The sequence below is a fragment of the Mycobacterium sp. NGS33 genome, from assembly GCF_059812885.1.
Genome location: NZ_JCALDN010000003.1, coordinates 272,240 through 296,274, shown reverse-complemented (window position 1 = coordinate 296,274; position 24,035 = coordinate 272,240). Strand labels below are relative to the sequence as shown.

General features: G+C 68.7%; 16 protein-coding genes. 14 read left to right on the top strand and 2 right to left on the bottom strand.

What is annotated here, in order from left to right; all coding sequences use genetic code 11:
• Positions 1 to 22 precede the first annotated feature (22 nt).
• The 4 genes from AC5Y5B_RS08870 to AC5Y5B_RS08855 are packed head-to-tail and all read left to right on the top strand — an operon-like array spanning position 23 to position 3,202.
• Positions 23 to 790 carry a lysophospholipid acyltransferase family protein gene (locus tag AC5Y5B_RS08870; protein ID WP_112632600.1) on the top strand — a complete coding sequence of 256 codons (768 nt, stop codon included), beginning with the start codon at positions 23 to 25 and terminating at the stop codon, positions 788 to 790.
• Positions 791 to 796: 6 nt separating this feature from the next.
• A complete protein-coding gene (locus AC5Y5B_RS08865) occupies positions 797 to 1,552 on the top strand; it encodes a lysophospholipid acyltransferase family protein (protein WP_112632599.1) in 756 nt (251 codons plus the stop codon).
• Between the two features lie 14 nt (positions 1,553 to 1,566).
• A complete protein-coding gene (locus AC5Y5B_RS08860; protein WP_112632598.1) occupies positions 1,567 to 2,352 on the top strand; it encodes a lysophospholipid acyltransferase family protein in 786 nt (261 codons plus the stop codon).
• A 34-nt stretch (positions 2,353 to 2,386) separates the two neighbouring features.
• On the top strand, positions 2,387 to 3,202 hold the full coding sequence (locus AC5Y5B_RS08855) for an HAD family hydrolase (protein WP_500005119.1): 816 nt from the start codon (positions 2,387 to 2,389) through the stop codon (positions 3,200 to 3,202).
• A 64-nt stretch (positions 3,203 to 3,266) separates the two neighbouring features.
• Here AC5Y5B_RS08855 and AC5Y5B_RS08850 read toward each other — a convergent pair whose 3' ends face one another.
• Both AC5Y5B_RS08850 and AC5Y5B_RS08845 read right to left on the bottom strand, forming a co-directional pair.
• On the bottom strand, positions 3,267 to 4,904 hold the full coding sequence (locus AC5Y5B_RS08850) for an N-acetylmuramoyl-L-alanine amidase (protein ID WP_500005117.1): 1,638 nt from the start codon (positions 4,902 to 4,904) through the stop codon (positions 3,267 to 3,269).
• Positions 4,905 to 5,034: 130 nt separating this feature from the next.
• Positions 5,035 to 6,099: a PirG gene (locus tag AC5Y5B_RS08845; RefSeq protein ID WP_289176316.1), complete on the bottom strand. Its 1,065-nt coding sequence runs from the start codon at positions 6,097 to 6,099 to the stop codon at positions 5,035 to 5,037.
• Positions 6,100 to 6,352: 253 nt separating this feature from the next.
• On the opposite strand from AC5Y5B_RS08845, the gene glf reads away from it, so the two are divergent.
• The 10 genes from glf (at position 6,353) to pks13 (ending at position 24,034) form a co-directional block, all read left to right on the top strand.
• Positions 6,353 to 7,561 (top strand): UDP-galactopyranose mutase, encoded by a 1,209-nt coding sequence (gene glf, locus AC5Y5B_RS08840; protein ID WP_500005112.1) that lies wholly within the window; start codon positions 6,353 to 6,355, stop codon positions 7,559 to 7,561.
• Complete coding sequence (locus tag AC5Y5B_RS08835) at positions 7,562 to 9,448, top strand: glycosyltransferase (protein ID WP_500005110.1); 1,887 nt, start codon at positions 7,562 to 7,564, stop codon at positions 9,446 to 9,448. It abuts the gene before it with no gap.
• Positions 9,441 to 9,977 carry a phosphatase PAP2 family protein gene (locus AC5Y5B_RS08830; RefSeq protein ID WP_205869072.1) on the top strand — a complete coding sequence of 179 codons (537 nt, stop codon included), beginning with the start codon at positions 9,441 to 9,443 and terminating at the stop codon, positions 9,975 to 9,977. Before AC5Y5B_RS08835 ends, AC5Y5B_RS08830 begins: the two co-directional genes overlap by 8 nt.
• Positions 9,970 to 10,878, top strand: a complete 909-nt coding sequence (locus tag AC5Y5B_RS08825) for a decaprenyl-phosphate phosphoribosyltransferase (protein WP_112632592.1) — start codon at positions 9,970 to 9,972, stop codon at positions 10,876 to 10,878. The genes AC5Y5B_RS08830 and AC5Y5B_RS08825 overlap by 8 nt, the downstream gene beginning before the upstream one ends.
• Positions 10,865 to 12,838, top strand: a complete 1,974-nt coding sequence (gene aftB / locus AC5Y5B_RS08820) for a terminal beta-(1->2)-arabinofuranosyltransferase (protein ID WP_500005106.1) — start codon at positions 10,865 to 10,867, stop codon at positions 12,836 to 12,838. The genes AC5Y5B_RS08825 and aftB overlap by 14 nt, the downstream gene beginning before the upstream one ends.
• A 339-nt stretch (positions 12,839 to 13,177) precedes the next feature.
• On the top strand, positions 13,178 to 14,215 hold the full coding sequence (ag85A, locus tag AC5Y5B_RS08815) for a diacylglycerol acyltransferase/mycolyltransferase Ag85A (protein WP_500005104.1): 1,038 nt from the start codon (positions 13,178 to 13,180) through the stop codon (positions 14,213 to 14,215).
• 151 nt (positions 14,216 to 14,366) lie between these two features.
• Positions 14,367 to 15,278, top strand: coding sequence for an esterase family protein (locus tag AC5Y5B_RS08810; RefSeq protein ID WP_112632624.1), 912 nt, complete (start codon positions 14,367 to 14,369; stop codon positions 15,276 to 15,278).
• A 111-nt stretch (positions 15,279 to 15,389) separates the two neighbouring features.
• Complete coding sequence (gene culp6 / locus AC5Y5B_RS08805; protein WP_112632589.1) at positions 15,390 to 16,400, top strand: carboxylesterase Culp6; 1,011 nt, start codon at positions 15,390 to 15,392, stop codon at positions 16,398 to 16,400.
• Positions 16,401 to 16,725: 325 nt separating this feature from the next.
• A complete protein-coding gene (fadD32, locus tag AC5Y5B_RS08800) occupies positions 16,726 to 18,624 on the top strand; it encodes a long-chain-fatty-acid--AMP ligase FadD32 (protein ID WP_112632588.1) in 1,899 nt (632 codons plus the stop codon).
• A gap of 85 nt (positions 18,625 to 18,709) precedes the next feature.
• Positions 18,710 to 24,034 (top strand): polyketide synthase Pks13, encoded by a 5,325-nt coding sequence (gene pks13, locus AC5Y5B_RS08795; RefSeq protein WP_500005279.1) that lies wholly within the window; start codon positions 18,710 to 18,712, stop codon positions 24,032 to 24,034.
• The last annotated feature ends 1 nt before the right edge of the window (position 24,035 follow it).

The following is a 24,035-nucleotide window of genomic DNA, read 5'->3' as shown; positions in this document are numbered from 1 at the left end:
GGGAGCATTAGGCTGAACTGCTGTGGAACCGGTTTACGGGACTGTCATTCAACTCGCCCGCCTGGTGTGGCGCGTCCAGGGCCTGAAGATCACGGTCGCCGGCGTGGAGAACCTGCCGACCAGCGGCGGAGCGGTGATCGCGATCAACCACACCGGTTATCTCGACTTCACCTTCGCGGGGCTGCCGGCCTACAAGCAGGGCCTGGGACGCAAGGTGCGGTTCATGGCCAAACAGGAGGTGTTCGACCACAAGGTCACCGGGCCGATCATGCGCAGCCTGCGGCACATCTCGGTGAACCGCCAGGACGGCGCCGCCTCCTTCGAAGCCGCTGTCCGCCACCTCAAGGACGGCGAGCTGGTCGGCGTCTACCCCGAGGCCACGATCAGTCGCAGCTTCGAGATCAAGGAATTCAAATCGGGGGCCGCGCGGATGGCGGTCGAGGCCGGGGTGCCGATCGTTCCGCACATCGTCTGGGGCGCCCAGCGGATCTGGACCAAGGATCACCCGAAAAAGCTCTGGCGGCCCAAGGTTCCGATCACGGTGCTGGTCGGCGAACCGATCGAGCCCACGCTGGCCATCGAGGAACTCAAGGGGCTGCTGCACTCGCGCATGCAGCATCTGCTCGAGCGCGCGCAGGAGATGTACGGGCCGCATCCGGCCGGCGAGTTCTGGGTGCCACACCGGCTGGGCGGCGGCGCCCCGTCGCTGGCGGAGGCGGCCCAGCTGGAGGCCGAGGAGGCGGCCGCCCGGGCGGCTCGGCGGGCCCGGTCCGCAGGAGCGCCGGAGTAGTGATCGATGGTGGAGCCGACCTTCCGCGCGTTGGAGCTGCTGGCTCATCTGGTCGTCAAGGCCACCGGGACCAGGATCACCTACCGCGGTGAGGAGCAGATCCCCGAACGGGGCGGCGCCGTGGTGGCGATCAACCACACCAGCTACGTCGACTTCCTGCCGGCCGCGCTGGCCGTCCACCGCCGGGGGCGTCGGCTGAGGTTCATGATCAAAGCCGAGATGCAGCAGGTCAAGCCGGTCAATTTCCTGATCAAGCACACCCGCACCATCCCGGTGGATCGCGGCGCCGGGGCGGGCGCCTACGCGGTGGCGGTGCAGCGGCTGCGCGAGGGCGAGCTGGTGGGGGTGTATCCCGAGGCCACCATCAGCCGCAGCTTCGAGCTCAAGGAATTCAAGACCGGCGCCGCGCGGATGGCCATCGAGGCCGACGTCCCGATCGTGCCGCTGATCGTCTGGGGAGCGCAGCGCATCTGGACCAAGGATCACCCGCGAAATGTGGGCCGCGCCAAAATACCCATTACTGTGCAGGTAGGCGCGCCGTTAGCGGCGCGCGAAGACATCGCGCAGACCGACGCCGCCCTGCGCGACTCGATGACCACCTTGCTGCACCGGGCTCAAGAGGACTATCCGGGCGAGCCCGGAGCGTTTTGGATGCCGCGCCGCCTGGGCGGCGGAGCGCCGACTATGGCCGAGGCCGCTCGCATAGAGGCCACCGAGGCGGCGGCCCGCTCGGCTAAAAGGGCCGAGCGCCCGTCGCAGTAGGCGAAGGAGAAGACATGCCCGAGGGGTTCTACCGGCTGGCGGAATGGATCGTTCCGCCGATGGTCGCGATGCAGGGGACCAAGTTCACCTATCACGGCCTGGAGAACATTCCCGAGCGCGGCGGCGCCCTGCTCGCCCAGAACCACACCAGCTACCTGGACTGGCTCCCGACGCTGATGGCCGTCCGCGAGCGCAAGCGGCGGGCGTACTTCATGATCAAGGCCGAGATGGCCGACGTGAAGGCGGTCAACTACGTCATCAATCACGCCCGGCTCATCCCGGTGGACCGCCGGGCGGGGCACGACGCTTTCGAGGTGGCCGTGCAGCGCATGCGCGAGGGCGAGCTGATCGGGATGCATCCCGAGGCCACCATCTCCCGCAGCTTCGAACTGCGGGAGTTCAAGACCGGGGCGGCGCGCATGGCGCTGGACGCCCGCGTGCCGATCGTCCCGATCGTCGTCTGGGGCGCGCACCGCATCTGGCCCAAGGACCATCCCAAGAAGGTATTCCGCAACAAGGTGCCGATCACCGTGGCGGCCGGGCAGCCGTTGCCCCCGCGGGGCACGCCCGAGGAACTCAACCTGCTGCTGCGCTCGGCGATGAACGACCTGCTGTATTGGGTGCAGGAGGAATATCCGCACCCGAAGGACGAATACTGGGTGCCGCGGCGCCTGGGCGGCAGCGCGCCCACCCAGGAGGATTCCCGGGCCCTGCGGTTGTCGGAGCTCCAGGAACGGCTGCGAAAGTACGGCACCGACGGCGTGACCCGGCCCGGGCAGAACCAGAGCGGGCTGCATTGAGCGGTCCGGCCGGCCGCCGTAGCGGGTGGTTTTCATGACCCTGCCGGCGCTCATCGCGTGCGACGTCGACGGCACCCTGTTCGACGACGACGAGAAGATCTCCCCGCGCACCCGCGACGCCATCCGCGCCGCGGTGGGCGCCGGTGCGCAGTTCGTGGTGGCGACCGGCCGCCCGCCGCGCTGGATCCGTCCGGTCGTCGACGCGCTGGGTTTCGCGCCGATCTCGGTGTGCGCCAACGGCGCTGTCATCTACGACGCCGCAACCGACCGGGTGGTGTCCGCCCGCACGCTGGGCGTCGACACCCTGGCCGAGTTGGCGGAGCTGGCCACCCGCGTCATCCCGGGCGCGGGCCTGGCCGTCGAGCGGATCGGCGAAAGCGCGCATGACACCGCGACGCCGCAGTTCGTCAGCTCGCCGGGCTACGAGCATGCCTGGCTGAACCCGGACAACACCGAGGTGTCGATCCAGGATCTGCTCAGTGCCCCGGCGATCAAGCTACTCATCCGCCGGTCCGGAGCCCGCAGCGCCGACATGGCGGCCGAGCTGGCCAAGCACGTCGGCATCGAGGGCGACATCACCTACTCCACCAACAACGGCCTGATCGAGATCGTCCCGTTGGGGACCAGCAAGGCCACCGGCATCGACGAGATCGCGCGGCCGCTGGAGATCGCCTCCGAGGAGGTGGTGGCGTTCGGCGATATGCCCAACGACCTGCCGATGCTGCGCTGGGCCGGGCATGGCGTGGCGATGGGCAACGCCCATCCCGACGTGCAGGCCGCCGCCGACGAGGTCACCGCCCCCAACAATGACGACGGGGTGGGCCGAGTGCTGGAACGCTGGTGGCTTTAGCGTCGCGACGATGCGCGCCGCGTAGCGGCGTGGGAGGAGCGGCGCAGTCGGCTTTAGCGGCCGGTCACGTCGGCGTCGGGTGTGCCGGCAGCGAGAAGTGCTCGGCCGGTACCGTTGGGCCGCTTGGGGATTCGGTGGTCAGCGGAATCGTGATCCCGTCGACGACCTCGCTGACGTTTCCGGTCAGCCGCTCATAGTTCAGGGTGCCGTGCTGGAAGTTCTGCGTAATCTGTAGCGGCTCTTGTATTTCCGCGCTGGTCGGCAGTCCGAGCGGGCCGCGTTCATAGCTCTGTGAGCCCCAGGCGTCGTAGATGGCGCCGGTCACCGGCTGGGCGCCGGTCTCGGGTGACCAGTACATCGCGCCCCGGGCGAACGTGACGAAGCGGGCGTCGCCTTCGGCGCTGTCTTCCGGTGAGGTCGGGGCGCCCAGCACGCTGTTCATCCCGCCGATCGCCTGCCAGTGGTCATAGATTGCACCGCCCTGCAGCGCCTTGAGCAACTCTTCGGGCGGATCGTTGACGTGCGATGCGATGTCCCGCATTTCGTCCATCAACGCGTACGCCGCGTTGCCCGGGCAATCGGTGTTGCCGACGTCGCGGTGGGTGAAGATCGTCGGCAACGTCGCGATGGCGCCCGCCGGGAAGGTCGTGTAGTGGCTGCCGGCCGATTCCAGTTGCACCGTGCCCTTCGGGTCGACGCCGTCCAGGCCCAGCCGCCAGCCCAGCAACCGGCCCATGGTCCGCAGCTGGATCGGGGTGGGCGGCACGTCGTCGAAGTTGCCGATCATCGCCACGCCCCACGTGTTGCGGTTGAACCCGCCGGTGTGAAAAGCCTCCACCGCCTTGGTCATTCCGCCGGCGCTGCCCTCGAACACCTGGCCGTACTTGTCCACCAGCGCGTTGTATGCGATGTCGCACCAGCCCAGCGTCTTGCTGTGGTAGGTGTAGATGGCCTTGACGATGCCGGCCGATTCAAGCGGCGAATAGTCGTTGCTGCCCGCGGTGTGGTGGACCACCGCGGCGCGAATCCCGTTGTCGTACTGCGGGGAACCGCATCGTAACGATTCGTCGGCGCCCCATTCCGCGCGGCTGATGATGGGCGGAGCCTGGCCGGGCATCAAGACTCCGGCCGGTGGTGTCCAATGCGTGTCGGCCGGCGCCTGCGGCGGGGAGATGAGGACGGCCGAGATGTTCTGGCCGAAGGGCTGTTCCCGGGAGGCCGGCTTGTAGCCCAGCTCGGCCTTGTCGCTCGGGGGTGCCGGCGGCGGTTGGGTCACCGCGGCGTCGAGCGGGCGGGTGACCGCGATCTGGACCGTCGTGGTGGCGCCGACGAACACCGGGTCGGTGCCGCGGGGTCCCTCGAGGGACCCGGCCGCGCTGGCCCCGTCGGGCGCCGCGGTTTCGTACTCGGTCTGATACCACGGGCCCCACGAGCCGTCGCGGTGCTTGGCCCGCACACGCGTCGAGGTGCCGGCCAGGTCGCCGGTGAGGGCGACGAGGGAGAAGGGCGCGTCCTGACTGATTTCGCGAACCGTGACGCCGGCCCCCAGCCCGACCAGCGGCTGTTCGACCAGCTGGGTGCCGCGGGACGGCCGCGCGCTGGCGGCGCCGCGATCGCGTGTCGTGTCCGCCACCCACGAGACGAGGACGACGGTCGCCGCCATTGCGGTGAGCAGCATCGTTGGCGCACGACTGCGGGACACCAGCTGATGTTACGTGTGTTCCTAATGTTATCTATGTGACGACACGAGCTGAGCGTCGGCGAATCTCGACCAAAATCGACGGCACCGCAGATATTTCTGCGGTGCCGTCTTGTGGAGGGTTTGTAAAGGACTAGACCGGGGGCAGCGCCGGCACCGCGCCGGCGGCCGCCGGCAACGCACCGGCCGCACCCGCGGCGGCGGGCAGAGCACCCGCCGCACCCGGCAGGGCACCCGCGACACCCGGCAGAGCACCCGCCGCACCCGGCAGGGCACCCGCGGCGCCAGGCAGGGCACCCGCGGCACCCGGCAGGGCACCGGCGGCGCCACCCTGCATACCCTGCGTGATGGCCGGCATGACCAGGCCCTTGAGCAGGTCGATCGCCTGGCCGGCACCCAGCTGGTTGGCGGCTTGCATCACGTCGTTGACCAGACCGCCACTGGCACCACCGGTGCCCGAACCGCCGCCCAGGCCGGTCCCGCCGCCGACCGGCGACGCGTTACCGAAGGTCGACGGGTCGCCCAGGATCGGGTAGGTGCCACCGGCGCCCGGGTCCAACCCGGCCCCGGAATCGATCGGCACCTCGCTCGGCGACAACGCCGGCCCACCCAGACCCGGGGTCACACCGGCCGGGCTGGTCAGCCCGGGGTTGGACAGCGCCGGGTTGAGCCCGGCACCGGGGGTCGCGACACCGCCACCGGGGGTGGTCGGCAACGCGCCGGGGGCCGCAAGCCCGGGCGTCAAGGGCGCCGCACCGGGGCTGGTCAGGCCAGGACTCGTCACGCCGGGACTGGTCAGACCGGGGCTGGCCAGACCGGGGCTGGTCACGCCCGGATTGGTCAGGCCCGTCGTCCCCAGCCCGGGAGTCCCGAGGCCCGGAGTGCCCAGGCCCGGAGCGCCCAGGCCGGGAGTGCCCAGGCCGGGGCTGGCGAGACCCGGCGTGCCGGTCGCACCCCCGTTCAAGGCCGGAATCGGGGGCATGTTGATCCCGAACTGCGACAGCCCCTGCGACAGGGCGCCCATCAGCTCACCGGGCAGGTCGCTCATCACCGCTGCCTGCTTGAACTCGTGGTGCTCGGGCGCCTTGGTGCCGGCAGTCGATTCGTAGACAAGGAAGTATGCGCAAGGACTCGCCACTGCCAGGGCGGCAACCGCGCTCATGGCTGTTGAGAGCTTGCGTCGGCGTCGGTTCGGCACGGAAGTCTCCTCTATCTGACTATGTGTTGTGTCGGCGCGTCCCGCCGGTCCTAGCTGGTGGGAATCACACAAAGTCGATGGTACGAGTGGTGACCCTGTTACTAGAGTGGTGATATTGAATCGTGAGGCAATTGCGACCCCGACTGTGATCGCGGATTCGCGGCGCCGCAACGGCGGTCGTTACGGGGCCGAGCCCGCCGCATGGCCTCGCCAAATGGGTTAGGGCCACGCGGTCGGATACCCTAAGCAACCGATGACAGCTCGTTTCGATCTTTTCGTCGTCGGCTCTGGATTCTTCGGACTGACCATTGCCGAGCGCGTGGCTACCCAGCTTCAGAAGCGCGTCCTCGTCGTGGACCGCCGACCGCACATCGGTGGCAACGCCTACTCGGAGGCCGAGCCACACACCGGCATCGAGGTGCACAAGTACGGCGCCCACCTGTTCCACACCTCCAACAAGAGGGTGTGGGACTACGTGCGGCAGTTCACCGACTTCACCGACTACCGCCACCGGGTCTTCGCCATGCACAACGGGCAGGCCTATCAGTTCCCGATGGGGCTCGGCCTGGTCTCGCAGTTCTTCGGCAGGTACTTCACCCCCGACGAGGCGCGCAAGCTCATCGCCGAGCAGGCCGCCGAGATCGACACGGCTGACGCGCAGAACCTCGAGGAGAAGGCGATCTCGCTGATCGGCCGGCCGCTCTACGAGGCCTTCGTCAAGGGCTACACCGCCAAGCAGTGGCAGACCGATCCCAAGGAGCTGCCGGCCGCCAACATCACCCGGCTGCCGGTGCGCTACACGTTCGACAACCGCTACTTTTCCGACACCTACGAGGGGCTGCCCGTCGACGGTTACACCGCGTGGCTGCGCAACATGGCCGCCGACGACCGCATCGAGGTCAGGCTGGACACGGACTGGTTCGACGTGCGCGACCAACTGCACGCGGACAGCCCCGACGCCCCCGTCGTCTACACCGGGCCGCTGGACCGCTACTTCGACTACGCCGAGGGCCGGCTGGGCTGGCGCACGCTGGACTTCGAGCTGGAAGTGCTGCCCATCTGCGATTTCCAGGGCACACCGGTGATGAATTACAACGACCCCGACGTGCCCTACACCCGCATCCACGAGTTCCGCCACTTCCACACCGAGCGCGACTATCCGGCCGACAAGACCGTGATCATGCGCGAGTACTCGCGCTTCGCCGAGGACGACGACGAGCCCTACTATCCGATCAACACCGAATCCGACCGCGCCCTGCTGGCCGCCTATCGGGCCAGGGCGAAAGCCGAGACCGCGTCGTCGAAGGTACTGTTCGGCGGCCGGCTGGGCACCTACCAATACCTGGATATGCACATGGCCATCGCCAGCGCCCTGAACATGTACGACAACGTTCTCGCGCCGCACCTGCGTGACGGCGCATCCCTGACGGAAGCCCAGAACAAAGAGGAAGGCGCGCGCTAAATGTCCGCCGTGAGCCTGCTGTCCCGGATCATCCTCCCGCGTCCCGGCGAGCCGCTCGACGTGCGCAAGCTGTACCTCGAGGAGTCGACGACCAACGCCCGGCGCGCCCACGCGACCAGCCGTACGTCGCTGGAGATCGGCAAAGAGTCCGAGGTGTCGTTCGCCACCTACTTCAACGCGTTCCCGGCCAGCTACTGGCGGCGCTGGTCGATCTGTCAGTCGGTGGTGCTGCGGGTCGAGCTGACCGGCACCGGCCGCGTCGACGTCTACCGGACCAAGGCCACCGGGGTGCGAATCTCGGTGCAGGGCCGCCAATTCGTCGGCACCGACGAGCAGCCCGCCGTCGTCGAGATCGAGGTACCGCTCAAGCCGTTCGAGGACGGCGGCTGGATCTGGTTCGACATCACCACCGACACCGCGGTCAACCTCATCAGTGGCGGCTGGTACGCAACCGAGCCCGCCCCCGGCACGGCCAACATCGCCGTCGGCATCCCCACGTTCAACCGGCCCGCCGACTGCGTCAACGCGCTGGCCGACCTCACCGCGGATCCGTTGGTGGACAAGGTGATCGGTGCGGTCATCGTCCCGGACCAGGGCACCCGGAAGGTGCGCGATCATCCGGACTTCGCGGCGGCGGCCGCGGGACTGGGCAGCCGGCTGTCCATCCACAACCAGCCCAACCTCGGCGGCTCCGGCGGCTACAGCCGGGTGATGTACGAGGCACTGAAAAACACCGACTGCCAACAGATCCTGTTCATGGACGACGACATCCGCATCGAGCCGGACACGATCCTGCGGGTGCTGGCGCTCAGCCGGTTCGCCAAGACGCCGACGTTGATCGGCGGGCAGATGCTCAACCTGCAGGAGCCGTCGCACCTGCACATCATGGGTGAGGTCGTCAACCAGGCGAACTTCATGTGGACCGCCGCACCGCACGCCGAGTACGACCACGACTTCGCCACATTTCCGTTGAACGACAAGAACGATCGCAGCGCGCTGCTGCACCGGCGCATCGACGTCGACTTCAACGGCTGGTGGACATGCATGATCCCGCGGCAGGTCGCCGAGGAGCTGGGCCAGCCGCTGCCGCTGTTCATCAAGTGGGACGACGCCGAATACGGTCTGCGCGCCGGCGAACACGGCTATCCGACGGTCACGCTGCCCGGCGCCGCGATCTGGCACATGGCCTGGAGCGACAAGGACGACGCCATCGACTGGCAGGCCTACTTCCACCTGCGCAACCGGCTGGTGGTGGCGGCGCTGCACTGGGAGGGCGACATCACCGGCCTGGTCCGCAGCCATCTCAAGGCGACCCTGAAACACCTTGCCTGCCTTGAGTATTCGACGGTCGCGATTCAGAACAGGGCCATCGACGACTTCCTCGCCGGCCCGGAGCACATCTTCTCGATCCTGGAATCGGGTCTGCCGGAAGTGCACCGGCTGCGCAAGGAATACCCGGACGCCGTCGTGTTGCCGGCGGCCAGCGAACTGCCGGCGCCCTCGCACAAGACCAAGGCGATGAAGCCGCCGGTGAACCCTGTCTCGATCAGCTACCGGCTGGCCCGCGGCATCCTGCACAACATGACCAAGGCCGACACCGAATCCCACATTCGGCCCGAGTTCAACGTGCCCACCCAGGATGCGCGTTGGTTCCGGCTGTGCACGGTCGACGGCGTGACGGTCACCACGGCGGACGGCTGTGGCGTGGTCTATCGGCAGCGGGACCGCCGAAAGATGTTCTCGCTCTTGTTCGCATCGCTGCGCCGTCAGCGTCAGCTGCTCAGCCGCTTCGACGAGATGCGCCGGGTGTATCGCGACGCGCTGCCGGTGTTGTCCAGCAAGCAGAAGTGGGAGACGGCGTTGCTGCCCGCTGCAGAACATGCATGAGGCCGCCGCTGCGCAGGCGGCGCGCGGCGAGGTGGCCGCGCTGGTCGCCATCCAGGCGGCGCTGAGCGATCGGCCCGCGGCGCTCCCCACGGCGCGAGCGCTGTCCCACTTCGGCGAGCACAGTCTGGGCTGGGTGGCCGTCGCCGTGCTCGGCGCGCTGCTGTCACCGAAGCGGCGCCGGGACTGGCTGGTCGCCGGGGCCGGTGCGTTCGCCGCACACGCCGCCGCCGTCATCGTCAAGCGGATCGTGCGCCGCAAGCGGCCGCATGACCCCGCCGTCGCGGTGAACGTCGGCACGCCCAGCCAGCTGAGTTTCCCGTCCGCACATGCCACTTCGACCACCGCCGCGGCCATCCTGATGGGCCGGACCACCGGCCTGCCGCTGCCCGCGGTCCTGGTGCCGCCGATGGCGTTGTCGCGGATGCTGTTGGGTGTGCACTACCCCAGCGACGTGGCCTTCGGCATCGCTCTGGGTGCCGTCGTTGCGGCGGTCGCGCGCCGCGCACGAGAGGTGTGGCTGGATGAGTGAGGACGTCGTGACCCGGCCGCCGGGCAACCTGATCACCGGGGTAATCAAGGCGATCCGGCCCCGGCAGTGGGTGAAGAACGTCTTGGTGCTGGCCGCGCCGGTGGCCGGCCTGGGCAGCGGCATTCGGTATGACTACGGACAGATGCTCACCCAGGTGGGGCTGGCGTTCGTGGTGTTCAGCCTGGGGGCGTCGGCGGTCTATCTGGTCAACGACGTCCGCGACGTCGAGGCCGATCGCGAGCACCCCACCAAGCGGTTCCGCCCGATCGCCGCGGGCGTGGTGCCCGAATGGCTGGCCTACTTCCTGGCGGTGCTGCTGGGTGCGGCCTCGCTCGGCATCGCGTGGCTGGTGACGCCGAACCTGGCGCTGGTGATGGCGATCTACCTCGCCATGCAACTGGCGTACTGCTTCGGCCTCAAACACCAAGCGGTGCTTGACATCTGCATCGTGTCGTCGGCATACCTGCTGCGCGCCATCGCCGGCGGTGTGGCCACCGAAATCCCGCTCTCCCAATGGTTCCTGTTGTCGGCCGCCTTCGCGTCGCTGTTCATGGTGGCCGGTAAGCGCTACGCCGAGCTGCAGGTCGCCGAGCGCACCGGCGCGAAGATCCGCAAATCGCTGGAGAGCTACACCAGCACCTATCTGCGATTCGTCTGGACGATGTCGGCGACCGCGGTGGTGATCTGCTACGGACTGTGGGCGTTCGAGCGCGACCACCACTCCGGGTCGTGGTACGCGGTGTCGCTGGTGCCGTTCACCATCGCGATCCTGCGCTACGCGGTCGACGTCGACGGCGGGCTGGCCGGCGAACCCGAAGACATCGCGCTGCGGGACCGGGTGCTGCAGCTGCTGTTCCTGGCGTGGATCGCGACGGTCGGAGCCGCCGTTGCCTTCGGTTAGCCCCGAACTGCAGGCTCTCAAAGCGCGCATGATGCGCAGCCGGCCGGTGATCAGGCGGCCCGGCTGGCCCATGTTTCCCTACACCACCCTGTCGCGGGTCAGCCTGTGGATCAGCGTGGCGGTGGTCGCCGTGCTGTTCGGCTGGGGGAGTTGGCAGCGGCGGTGGATCGCCGACGACGGCCTGATCGTGTTGCGCACCGTGCGCAATCTGCTCGCCGGCAACGGGCCGGTGTTCAACCAGGGTGAGCGGGTGGAGGCCAACACCTCCACCGCCTGGACATACCTGATGTATCTGGGTAGCTGGGTCGGCGGGCCGTTGCGCATGGAGTACGTGGCGCTCGCCCTCGCGCTGGTGCTGTCGGTGGCGGGCGTGGCGCTGCTGATGCTGGGCGCCGCGCGGTTGTACGCGCCGAGCTTGCGCGGCCGCAGGGCGATCATGTTGCCCGCCGGCGCGCTCGTGTACATCGCGCTGCCGCCCGCGCGGGACTTCGCCACGTCCGGGCTGGAGAGCGGGTTGGCGCTGGCCTATCTCGGGTTGCTGTGGTGGATGATGGTCTGCTGGGCGCAGCCGGTGCGCAACCGCCCGGACAACAAGGTGTTCGCCGGAGCGCTGGCCTTCGTTGCCGGGTTCAGCGTGCTGGTGCGGCCGGAGCTGGCCCTCATGGGCGGCCTGGCGTTGATCATGATGTTGATCGCGGCCCGGACCTGGCGCCACCGGGTATTGATCGTGGTGGCCGGTGGCTTCCTCCCGGTTGCCTACGAGATCTTCCGGATGGGGTACTACGGCCTGCTGGTGCCCGGCACCGCGCTGGCCAAGGACGCGGCCGGGGATAAGTGGTCGCAGGGCATGATCTACCTGTTCAACTTCGACGCGCCCTACGCGGTGTGGATCCCCCTGGTCCTGCTGATACCGCTGGGGGTGCTGCTGTTCGCCGCGCGGCGCCGCCCGTCGTTTCTGCGCCCCGCGCTGGCCCCCGACTACGGGCGCTGGGCCCGCGCCGTGCACAGCCCGCCGGCGGTCGTGGCCTGGGTGCTGGTCAGCGGTCTGCTGCAGGCCCTCTACTGGATCCGGCAAGGCGGCGACTTCATGCACGCCCGGGTGCTGCTGGCGCCGCTGTTCTGCCTGCTGGCACCCGTCGCCGTCGTCCCGATCGCCATCCCTGACGGCCAGGACTACTCGCGGGAGACCGGTAACTGGGTCGCCGGCGCCGCCGGTGCGCTGTGGCTGGGGCTGGCCGGATGGGCGCTGTGGGCGGCGAATTCGCCGGGGATGGGCGACGACGCCACCCACGTCACCTATTCCGGGATCGTCGACGAGCGCCGGTTCTATGCCCAGGCCACCGGTCACGCGCACCCGCTGACCGCCGCGGATTACCTGGGCTATCCGCGGATGGCGGCCATCCTGACCGCCCTGAACAACACTCCCGACGGCGCGTTGCTGCTGCCGTCGGGCAACTACATTCAATGGGACCTGGTGCCGCAAGCTCAGCCGGCGCCGGGCGACAAGTCCCCGCAAAAACCCCAGCATGCAGTGTTTTTCACCAACCTCGGCATGGTGGGCATGAACGTCGGGCTCGACGTCCGGGTGATCGACCAGATCGGTTTGGCGAATCCGCTTGCGCAGCACACGGAACGGCTCAAGCACGGTCGGATCGGGCACGACAAGAACCTCTTTCCCGACTGGGTGATCGCCGACGGGCCCTGGGTGAAGGTGTATCCCGGGGTGCCCGGCTACCTGGACGTGCAATGGGTCGCGGAGGCCGTCTCGGCGCTGCAGTGTCCGGACACCAAGGCGGTGCTCAGCTCCGTGCGCGCGCCGATGACCCCGCACCGTTTCCTGTCCAACCTGGTGAACTCCGTCAAGTTCACCGGGTACCGCATCGACCGGGTACCGCGATATGAATTGGCCCGGTGCGGGTTACCGGTTCCCGACGAGGCACCCCCGCCACCGCGCGAGTAAGCGTCGCGCAGAAGAAATTTCGGTAGCTACCGAACAAATCACATCCCGCCCGCCGCGAAAAAATGCCAGCAACATCACATTTGGCCCCTCACCAGCTGGCAATCACGATCAAGCACATGCCAAGACCTCGCCTTTTGGACACGTGTTTGAATTGAAAACCGCTGGGTAGGAGGGCCGCTCGGCGGTGGGCGGCGCCGCCTCGATGCGGCCGAACGTCATAAGGTGTGGTTGACTACACGAGCACTGCCGCGCCTGCGCGCTGGCAGGTTCGACCCAATCAAGAAGCGCCCGATCGGTGAAATGCGCCGAAAGGCCGCAAGAAGGATAGAGGAAGCAAGGATGACGCTTGTCGACAGATTGCGCGGCGCCGTGGCGGGTATGCCGCGCCGGCTCGTCGTGGCGGCCGCCGGTGCGGCGCTGCTCTCGGGCCTGATTGGCGCCGTCGGAGGCTCGGCGACCGCCGGGGCCTTCTCGCGCCCGGGTCTGCCGGTGGAGTACCTGCAGGTTCCGTCCGCTGGAATGGGCCGCGACATCAAGATCCAGTTCCAAAGCGGTGGCGCCAACTCGCCGGCGTTGTACCTGCTCGACGGCATGCGTGCGCAAGACGACTTCAACGGCTGGGACATCAATACCCCGGCGTTCGAGTGGTACAACCAGTCGGGCATCTCGACGGTCATGCCCGTCGGTGGCCAGTCCAGCTTCTACTCCGACTGGTACAAGCCCGCCTGCGGCAAGGCCGGCTGCGTCACCTACAAGTGGGAGACCTTCCTGACCAGCGAGCTGCCCGCGTACCTGGAGAGCCAGAAGCAGGTCAAGTCGACCGGCAGCGCCGTGGTCGGCCTGTCGATGGCCGGTTCGTCCGCGCTGATCCTGGCCGCCTACCACCCGCAGCAGTTCGTTTACGCCGGCTCGCTGTCGGCGCTGCTGGACCCGTCGCAGGGCATGGGCCCGTCGCTGATCGGCCTGGCCATGGGCGACGCCGGTGGCTACAAGGCCGCCGACATGTGGGGTCCCAAGGAGGACCCGGCCTGGGCCCGCAACGACCCGTCGCTGCAGGTCGGCAAGCTGGTCGCCAACAACACCCGCATCTGGGTGTACTGCGGTAACGGCAAGCCATCCGACCTCGGTGGCGACAACCTGCCCGCCAAGTTCCTCGAGGGCTTCGTGCGGACGTCCAACCTGAAGTTCCAGGACGCGTACAAAGCCGCCGGCGGCAACAACGCGGTGTGGAACTTCGACGCCAACGGCACCCACGACTGGCCCTACTGGGGCGCGCAGCTGCAGGCGATGAAGCCTGACCTGCAGTCGGTGCTGGGCGCCACCCCGGGTGCGGGTCCGGCCGCGGCCACCAACGCCGGCAACGGCCAGGGCACCTAAACACTCCAGGCAGCACGACGAGCGGCGGGAACCCTTCGGGGTTCCCGCCGTTAGTCGTTTGCTCCGCTGTGACGTGTTTCACTACCCCGCGAGTCGGGGAACTAAGGCGCTGGCTACTGTGCTTGCAGCGACTAGACGATGGAGGGTGGACATGACGGTCGGGCGGGGTATGTCAGCGCTTCTGCGGTTGTTCTGCGTAGCCGTACTAGCGGTCGGGTTGGCGTTCGCGCTGCAGCCCGCCACAACCGTCGGCACCGCCCGCGCGGCGGGCTACGAAAGCCTGATGGTCCCGTCGGCGGCGATGGGCCGCGACATCCCGGTGGCCTTCCTCGCCGGCGGCCCGCACGCGGTCTACCTGCTGGACGCCTTCAACGCGGCCCCGGACGTGAGCAACTGGGTCACCGCCGGTAACGCGATGAACACCCTCGGCGGCAAGGGCATCTCGGTGGTGGCTCCGGCCGGCGGCGCCTGGAGCATGTACACCAACTGGGAGCAGGACGGCAGCAAGCAGTGGGACACCTTCCTGTCCAGCGAGCTGCCCGATTGGCTGGCCGCCAACAAGGGCCTGGCCCCCGGCGGCCACGCCGCCGTCGGCGCCTCGCAGGGCGGGTACGGCGCGATGGCGCTGGCCGCCTTCCACCCCGACCGCTTCGGCTTCGCCGGGTCGCTGTCCGGGTTCCTCTACCCGTCGAGCACCAACTACAACGGCGCCATCCTGGCCGGCCTGCAGCAGTTCGGCGGCGTCGACGGCAACGGCATGTGGGGCGCCCCGCAGCTGGGCCGGTGGAAGTGGCACGACCCCTACGTGCACGCCTCGCTGCTGGCGCAGAACAACACCCGGGTGTGGGTGTGGAGCCCGACCAACATGGGCGGCGACGACGCCGCCATGATCGGCCAGGCGGGCGCCGCGATGGGCAGTTCCCGCGAGTTCTATCAGCAGTACCGCAGCAACGGCGGACACAACGGCCACTTCGACTTCCCCGGCGGCGGCGACAACGGCTGGGGCTCGTGGTCGGGGCAGCTCGGGGCCATGTCGGGCGACATCGTCGGCGCCATCCGGTAGCCGGTCGCTGCCCGATCGGCCCACTCGGCCGAGCCGGTACCGTGTAGGGGGTGCAGCGGGGGTCGGGAGGACCGCGTAGCTGCGATCCACCGACTCTGCTGGCAGGAGACCATGGCTAACAGCGCGCGGCGTAAGCGCCAACGCACCCTCGCTTGGATTGCCGCCCTGTCGGTCGCCGCCGTCGTCCTGTTGGGCATCCTTGCCGCGGTCACCCTGCTGCGCGGCCACAACTCCGAGCCCAGCGCGGTGCCGCCCGGCGTTCTGCCCGCGCCGTCCACCACGACGCACCCGCACAAGCCGCGGCCCGCCTCGCAGGACGCGTCGTGCCCCGATGTGTTGCTGGTCGATGTCCCGGGCACGTGGGAGTCCGCCGTTGCGGACGACCCCGCCAATCCGACGCAATTCCCCAACGCCTTGCTGCACAAGGCGACCGTGAGCCTGACCCAGCAGTTCCCGTCGTCGCGGTTGCAGGCCTACACCACCCCGTACACCGCGCAGTTCCACAACCCGCTGAGTGGCGACACCCAGATGTCCTACAACGCCAGCCGCGCCGAGGGCACCCGCGCCACGGTGCAGGCAATGACCGACATGAACACCAAGTGCCCGCTGACCAGTTACGTGCTGATGGGCTTTTCGCAGGGCGCGGTGATCGCGGGCGACATCGCCAGCGATATCGGCAACGGCCGCGGACCCGTCGACGACGACCTGGTGCTGGGTGTGACTTTGATCGCCGACGGTCGCCGGCAGATCGGGGTCGGCAACGACATCGGACCCAACCCGCCGGGGCAGGGCGCCGAGGTCACGCTGCACGAGGTGCCCATCCTGTCCGGGATGGGCCTGACGATGACCGGCCCGCGCCCCGGTGGTTTCGGCGACCTCAACGACAAGACCAACGAGATCTGCGCGCCCGGCGACCTGATTTGTGCAGCTCCGGAGGAAGCTTTCAGCATCGCCAACCTGCCGGCCACGCTGAACACGTTGGCCGGCGGGGCCGGCCAACCGGTCCACGCCCTCTACGCCACGACGCAGTGCTGGAGCATCGACGGGGCACCGGCGACCGACTGGACGCTGAACTGGGCTCACGGTCTGATCGCAAATGCGCCACAACCAAAACACGGATGACCGGGGCGGTGGGACACAAGCCTCAGGTAGCGGTTGACGGTAGCGATCAGCGGTACCTTGTGATTTGGTCTGCCGTAGGCAGCCCCGTAACATTAAGAGGAATTTAAGAGCTATCGGACTTCGTCGCGCACCCAGTCGGGGTCGATGCTGGCTGGGCTGGCACATGAGCCGGCGTTCCCCAGTGGGTGCCGTGCGAGGTCCGGCGCGCGTGCGTAGACATGTAACCGTCGGCCCAGCCGGCTGAAGAACGAACCCGTCGGCGGAGCCGGCCAAGGAACAAAGCGTCGGCCGAGCCGACCGAAAACAGGTGCGACAGGAGAGCGCAATGCCCTACCACAACCCGTTCATCGTGAATGGAAAGATCAAGTTCCCGGACAACACCAACTTGGTCAAGCACGTTGAGAAATGGGCGAGGGTGCGGGGTGACAAGCTCGCCTACCGGTTCGTCGACTTCTCCACCGAACGCGACGGTGAATACCGCGACATCGTGTGGCGCGACTTCAGCGCCCGCAACCGGGCCGTGGGCGCCCGCCTGCAGCAGGTCACCCAGCCGGGCGACCGCATCGCCGTGCTGTGCCCGCAGAACCTGAACTACCTCATCGCGTTCTTCGGCGCCCTGTATGCCGGCCGGATCGCGGTCCCGCTGTTCGACCCCGCCGAGCCGGGTCACGTCGGCCGCCTGCACGCCGTCCTCGACGACTGCGCCCCGTCGACGATCCTGACCACCACCGACGCCGCCGAAGGCGTCCGCAAGTTCATCCGCGCCCGGTCGGCCAAGGAGCGCCCCCGCGTCATCGCCGTCGACGCGGTCCCCGACGAGGTCGCCTCGACCTGGGAGCCGCCGGAGGCCGACGAGGACACCATCGCCTACCTGCAGTACACGTCCGGCTCGACTCGGACCCCGACCGGCGTGCAGATCACCCACCTCAACCTGCCCACCAATGTGTTGCAGGTGCTCAACGGGCTGGAAGGCAAGGAGGGCGACCGCGGCCTGTCGTGGTTGCCGTTCTTCCACGACATGGGGCTGATCACCGCGCTGCTCTCCCCGGTGCTGGGCCACAACTTCACCTTCATGACGCCGGCCGCCTTCGTGCGCCGGCCGGGCCGCTGGATCCGGGAGATGGCGCGCAAGCCCGAGGACGACCCCGACAGCGAGGTCTTCACCGTCGCGCCGAACTTCGCGTTCGAGCATGCGGCGGTGCGCGGGGTGCCCAAGGAGGGCGAGCCGCCGCTGGACCTGAGCAACGTCAAGGCCATCCTCAACGGCAGCGAGCCGGTATCCCCGGCGTCGATGCGCAAGTTCTACGAGGCGTTCGCGCCGTACGGCCTGCGGGAGACCGCGATCAAGCCGTCCTACGGCCTGGCCGAGGCGACGCTGTTCGTCTCCACCACGCCGATGGACGAGGCGCCGACGGTCATCCACGTCGACCGTGACGAGCTGAACAAGCAGCGCTTCGTCGAGGTGTCCGCCGATTCCCCGAAGGCCGTTCCGCAGGTGTCCGCCGGCATCATCGGCGTCGACGAATGGGCCGTCATCGTCGACCCGGAGACCGCCAGCGAGCTGCCGGACGGTCAGATCGGCGAGATCTGGCTGCACGGGAAGAACCTGGGCACTGGCTACTGGGGCAAGGAAGACGAAACCAACGACGTCTTCCGCAACATCCTCAAGTCGCGGATCAGCCAGTCGCACGCCGAGGGCGCCCCCGACGACGGCACGTGGGTCAAGACCGGCGACTACGGCACCTACCACAAAGGCCACCTCTACATCGCCGGCCGCATCAAGGACCTGGTCATCATCGACGGCCGCAACCACTACCCGCAGGACCTCGAGTACTCGGCGCAGGAAGCCAGCAAGGCGCTGCGCACCGGCTACGTGGCCGCATTCTCGGTGCCGGCCAACCAACTGCCGAAGGAAGTCTTCGACAACCCGCACGCCGGCATCAAGTACGACCCCGACGACGTCTCCGAGCAGCTGGTGATCGTCGCCGAGCGCGCGGCCGGCTCGCACAAGCTGGACTACCAGCCCATCGCCGACGACATCCGGGCGGCCATTGCCGTGCGCCACGGCGTGACGATCCGCGACCTGTTGCTGGTGCAGTCGGGCACGATCCCGCGCACCTCCAGCGGCAAGATCGGGCACCGCGCCTGCCGCGCGGCCTACCTCGACGGCAGTTTGCGAAGCGGCGTCGGTTCCCCGACGGCCTTCGCCAGCTCCACTGACTGAATCCCTGAGGAACATGGCTGACACTGAGCACCCCGAAAACCACACCCCGGGCCCTGACGGGGAGGTGCCCGCGAAGAAGGCCGACATGCGCGCCGGCGACGATGCAGAGCGAAGCGATGCTGAGAAGCGGCGCATAACCACGGTCCCCGAGATGCGCGAATGGCTGCGCAACTGGGTGGGCCGGGCCGTCGGGAAGTCCCCCGACGAGATCGACGAGTCGGTGCCGATGGTCGAGCTGGGCCTGGCGTCGCGCGACGCCGTGGCAATGGCCGCCGACATCGAAGACCTGACCGGTGTGACCCTGTCGGTCGCGGTGGCGTTCCAGCACCCGACCATCGAATCGCTGGCCACCCGCATCATCGAGGGTGAGCCCGAGGTGGCCGACGACGAGCTGGACGGTGCCGACTGGACCCGCACCGGCCCGGCCGAGCGCGTCGACATCGCGATCGTGGGCCTGGCGACCCGGTTGCCCGGCGACATGAACTCCCCGGACGAGACGTGGGCGGCGCTGATGGAAGGCCGCGACGCCATCACCGACCTGCCCGAGGGCCGCTGGTCGGAATTCCTCGAGGAACCCCGCATCGCCGAGCGCGTGGGCACCGCGCGCACCCGCGGCGGCTACCTGAAGGACATCAAGGGCTTCGACTCGGAGTTCTTTGCGGTCGCCAAGACCGAGGCCGACAACATCGACCCCCAGCAGCGGATGGCGCTCGAACTCACCTGGGAGGCGCTCGAGCACGCCCGCATCCCGGCGTCGAGCCTGCGCGGCGAGGCCGTCGGCGTCTACGTCGGCTTCTCCAACAACGACTACCAATTCCTGGCGGTGTCCGACCCGACGGTCGCCCACCCTTACGCGATCACCGGAACGGCCAGCTCGATCATCGCCAACCGGGTGTCCTACTTCTACGACTTCCGCGGTCCCTCGGTGGCGCTGGACACCGCCTGCTCGAGCTCGCTGGTGGCGACGCACCAGGCGGTGCAGGCGCTGCGCAACGGCGAGTGCGACGTGGCCGTCGCCGGCGGTGTCAACGCGTTGCTCACCCCGCTGGTGACGCTCGGTTTCGACGAGATCGGCGCGGTGCTGGCGCCCGACGGCCGGATCAAGTCGTTCTCGTCGGACGCCGACGGCTACACCCGCTCCGAGGGCGGCGGCATGTTCGTGCTCAAGCGGGTCGACGACGCCCGCCGCGACGGCGACCAGATCCTGGCGGTCATCGCCGGCAGCGCGGTCAACCACGACGGCCGGTCCAACGGCCTGATCGCCCCCAACCAGGACGCCCAGGCCGAGGTGCTGCGCCGGGCCTACAAGGACGCCGGGATCGACCCGCGGACCGTCGACTACATCGAGGCGCACGGCACCGGCACCGTGCTGGGTGACCCCATCGAGGCCGAGGCGCTGGGCCGCGTCGTCGGGCGCGGCCGCCCCGCCGACCGTCCGGCGTTGCTGGGCGCGGTGAAAACCAATGTGGGACACCTGGAGTCGGCCGCCGGTGCGGCGAGCCTGGCCAAGGTGGTGCTGGCGCTGCAGCACGACAAGCTGCCGCCGTCGATCAACTTCGCCGGCCCGAGCCCCTACATCGACTTCGAGGGCATGCGCTTGAAAGTCGTTGACACCGCCAGCGATTGGCCGCGCTACGGCGGTTACGCGCTGGCCGGGGTGTCCAGCTTCGGCTTCGGCGGGGCCAACGCGCACCTGGTGGTGCGCGAGGTGTTGCCCCGCGACGTGATCGAGAAGGAGCCGGAACCGCAGGCCGAGATCATCGCGCCCGCGGCGGCCGGCGAGGACCCGGCCGAGGCGCCCACGCTCGAAAGCCACTCGCTGCGATTCGACGACTTCGGCAACATCATCCCCGACGCCTCCGAGGCGGTGGAGGAAGCCTACGAGCTGCCCGGCGTCACCGACGAGGCGCTGCGTCTCAAAGAGATCGCCCTGGAAGAGCTTGCCGCGCAAGAGGAATCGGAGCCGACCAAGCCGCTGATCCCGCTCGCGGTGTCGGGGTTCCTGACGTCACGCAAGAAGGCCGCCGCCGCCGAGCTCGCGGACTGGATGGAAAGCCCGGAAGGCCAGGCGTCGTCCCTGGAATCGATCGGCCGGTCGCTGTCGCGGCGCAACCACGGCCGCTCGCGCGCGGTGGTGCTGGCGCACGACCACGAAGAGGCCATCAAGGGCCTGCGCGCGGTCGCCGAGGGCAAGCAGCGGCCGAACGTGTTCAGCACCGACGGTCCGGTGACCAGCGGCCCGGTGTGGGCGATGGCCGGTTTCGGCGCGCAGCACCGCAAGATGGGCAAGAACCTGTATTTGCGCAACGCGGTCTTCGCCGAGTGGATCGAGAAGGTCGACGCGCTGATCCAGGACGAGCGCGGCTACTCGGTGCTCGAGCTCATCCTCGACGACTCGCACGAGTACGGCATCGAGACGTCCAACGTCGTCATCTTCGCGATCCAGATCGCGCTCGGCGAGCTGCTCAAGCACCACGGCGCCAAGCCCGCCGCGGTGATTGGGCAGTCGCTCGGCGAGCCCGCGTCGGCGTACTTCGCCGGCGGGCTGTCGCTGGCCGACGCGGCCCGCGTGATCGCGTCGCGCTCGCACCTGATGGGCGAGGGCGAGGCGATGCTGTTCGGCGAGTACATCCGCTTCATGGCGCTCGTCGAGTACTCCGCCGACGAGCTCAAGACGGTGTTCGCCGACTTCCCCGGCCTGGAGGTGTGCGTCTACGCCGCGCCCAGTCAGACCGTGATCGGCGGTCCGCCCGAGCAGATCGACGCGATCGTCGCGCGCGCCGAGGCGGAGGGCCGCTTCGCCCGCAAGCTGCAGACCAAGGGCGCCGGCCACACCTCCCAGATGGATCCGCTGCTCGGTGAGTTCTCCGCGGAGCTGCAGGGCATCGAGCCGATGAGCCCGACCGTGGGAATCTTCTCGACGGTGCACGAGGGCACCTACATCAAGCCCGGCGGCGAGCCGATCCACGACGTCGCGTACTGGGTCAAGGGCATGCGGCATTCGGTCTACTTCACCCACGGCGTGCGCAACGCCGTCGACAGCGGCCACACCACGTTCCTGGAGCTCGCGCCAAACCCGGTGGCGCTCATGCAGATCGGCCTGACCACCGCCGCCGCGGGTCTGCATGACGCGCAACTGATTCCGACGCTAGCCAAAAAGCAGGACGACGTCGAGTCGATGATCTCGGCCATGGCCCAGCTCTACGTCCACGGTCACGACCTGGACATCCGCACGCTGTTCACCCGCGCGCAGGGCCCCGAGGACTACGCGAACATTCCGCTGACGAAGTTCAAGCGCAAAGAGCACTGGCTGGACGTGCACTTCTCCGGCGACGGCTCGGTGATCATGCCGGGCACCCACGTCGCGCTGCCGGACGGGCGCCACGTCTGGGAGTACGCCCCGCGCAACGGTGAGACCGACCTGGCCGCGCTGGTGAAATCCGCCGCCAAGCAAGTCCTTTCGGACGCGCAGCTGGTGGCGTCCGAGCAGCGCGCGGTGCCCGGCGCGGGCGCCCGGCTGGTGACGACCATGACCCGGCACCCGGGTGGCGCCTCGGTTCAGGTGCACGCCCGCATCGACGAGTCGTTCACACTGGTCTACGACGCGCTGGTGTCACGCGGGGGCACCGCGTCGGTGCTGCCGACCGCGGTAGGCGCCGGCACCGCGATCGCGGCGCCGATCGAGGCGCCGCAAGCGCCCGCAGCCGCCGAGGAGGCCGACGCCGAGACGCTGTCGGACAGCCTGACCAACCGCTACCTGCCGTCCAGCGTGGGCCGGTGGTCGCCGGATTCCGGTGAGACCGTCGGCGAGCGGCTGGGCCTGATCGTCTCGGCGGCCATGGGCTACGAGCCCGAGGACCTGCCGTGGGAGGTGCCGCTGATCGAGCTCGGCCTCGACTCGCTGATGGCCGTGCGGATCAAGAACCGGGTCGAATACGACTTCGACCTGCCGCCAATCCAATTGACGGCCGTGCGGGACGCCAACCTGTACGCCATCGAGAAGCTGATCGAGTACGCCGTCGAGCACCGCGACGAGGTCGACCAGCTGCACGAGCACCAGAAGACGCAGACGCCCGAGGAGATCGCCAGAGAGCAGGCGCAGCTGCTCAGCGGGGCGACGCCGACGACGGCCGCCGCACCGGCTCCGGACCCGCAGGCCGAGCCCGAGACTCAGCCCGCACCACCGCCGTCGGACGCGACGATCCCGCCGCCGCCGACGGACCCGTCGGGCCCGAAGGGCGCCGCGACCAACGGCGCCACGCCGGATCTGGCCGGGGCGCTCAGCCAGGAGGCGGTGTCCAAGGCGCTGAATTCCGATGTGCCGCCGCGCGACGCCGCCGAGCGGGTCACCTTCGCCACCTGGGCCATCGTCACGGGCAAGTCGCCGGGCGGCATCTTCAACCCGCTGCCCAAGCTCGACGAGGACACCGCGGCCAAGATGGCGCAGCGGCTCTCCGAACGCGCCGAGGGCGACATCACCGCCGAGGACGTCCTGACGTCGGACACCATCGAGGCGCTGGCCGAAAGGGTGCGTCAGTACCTGGAGGCCGGTCAGATCGACGGCTTCGTCCGCACGCTGCGGGCGCGCCCCGAGGGCAGCTCCAAGCCCCCGGTGTTCGTGTTCCATCCGGCCGGCGGGTCGACCGTGGTCTACGAGCCGCTGCTGAACCGGCTGCCGGCGGAGACGCCGATGTACGGCTTCGAGCGCGTGGAGGGCACCGTGCAGGAGCGGGCCGCCCAGTACGTGCCGAAGCTGCTGGAGATGAACGCGGGCAAGCCGTTCATCCTGGCCGGGTGGTCGCTCGGCGGCGCGCTGGCCTACGCGTGCGCGATCGGCCTGAAGCGGGCCGGCGAAGACGTCCGCTTCGTCGGGATGATCGACACGGTGCGCGCCGGCGAGGAGATCCCGCAGACGCAGGAGGAGACCCGCAAGCGCTGGGACCGGTACGCGAAGTTCGCCGAGCGCACCTTCAACGTCGAGATTCCCGCGATCCCCTACGAGCAGCTCGAAGAGCTCGACGACGAGGGCCAGGTCAAGTTCGTGCTGGACATCGTCCAGCAGAGCGGTGTGCAGATCCCGGGTGGCATCGTCGAGCACCAGCGGACGTCGTACCTGGACAACCGGGCGCTCGAAACCGTCCAGATCGAGCCGTACGACGGACACGTCACCCTGTACATGGCCGACCGCTACCACGACGACGTCATCGAGTTCGAGCCGCGCTACGCGATCCGCAAGCCCGACGGCGGCTGGGGCGAGTACGTGGCCGACCTCGAGGTGGTGCCGATCGGCGGCGAGCACATCCAGGCCATCGACGAACCGATCATCGGCAAGGTCGGTGCTCACCTCGCCGACGTGCTGAATAAGGTGGAGGCCGACATCACCCAGACAAGTGAGGTAGGCAAGTCGTGAC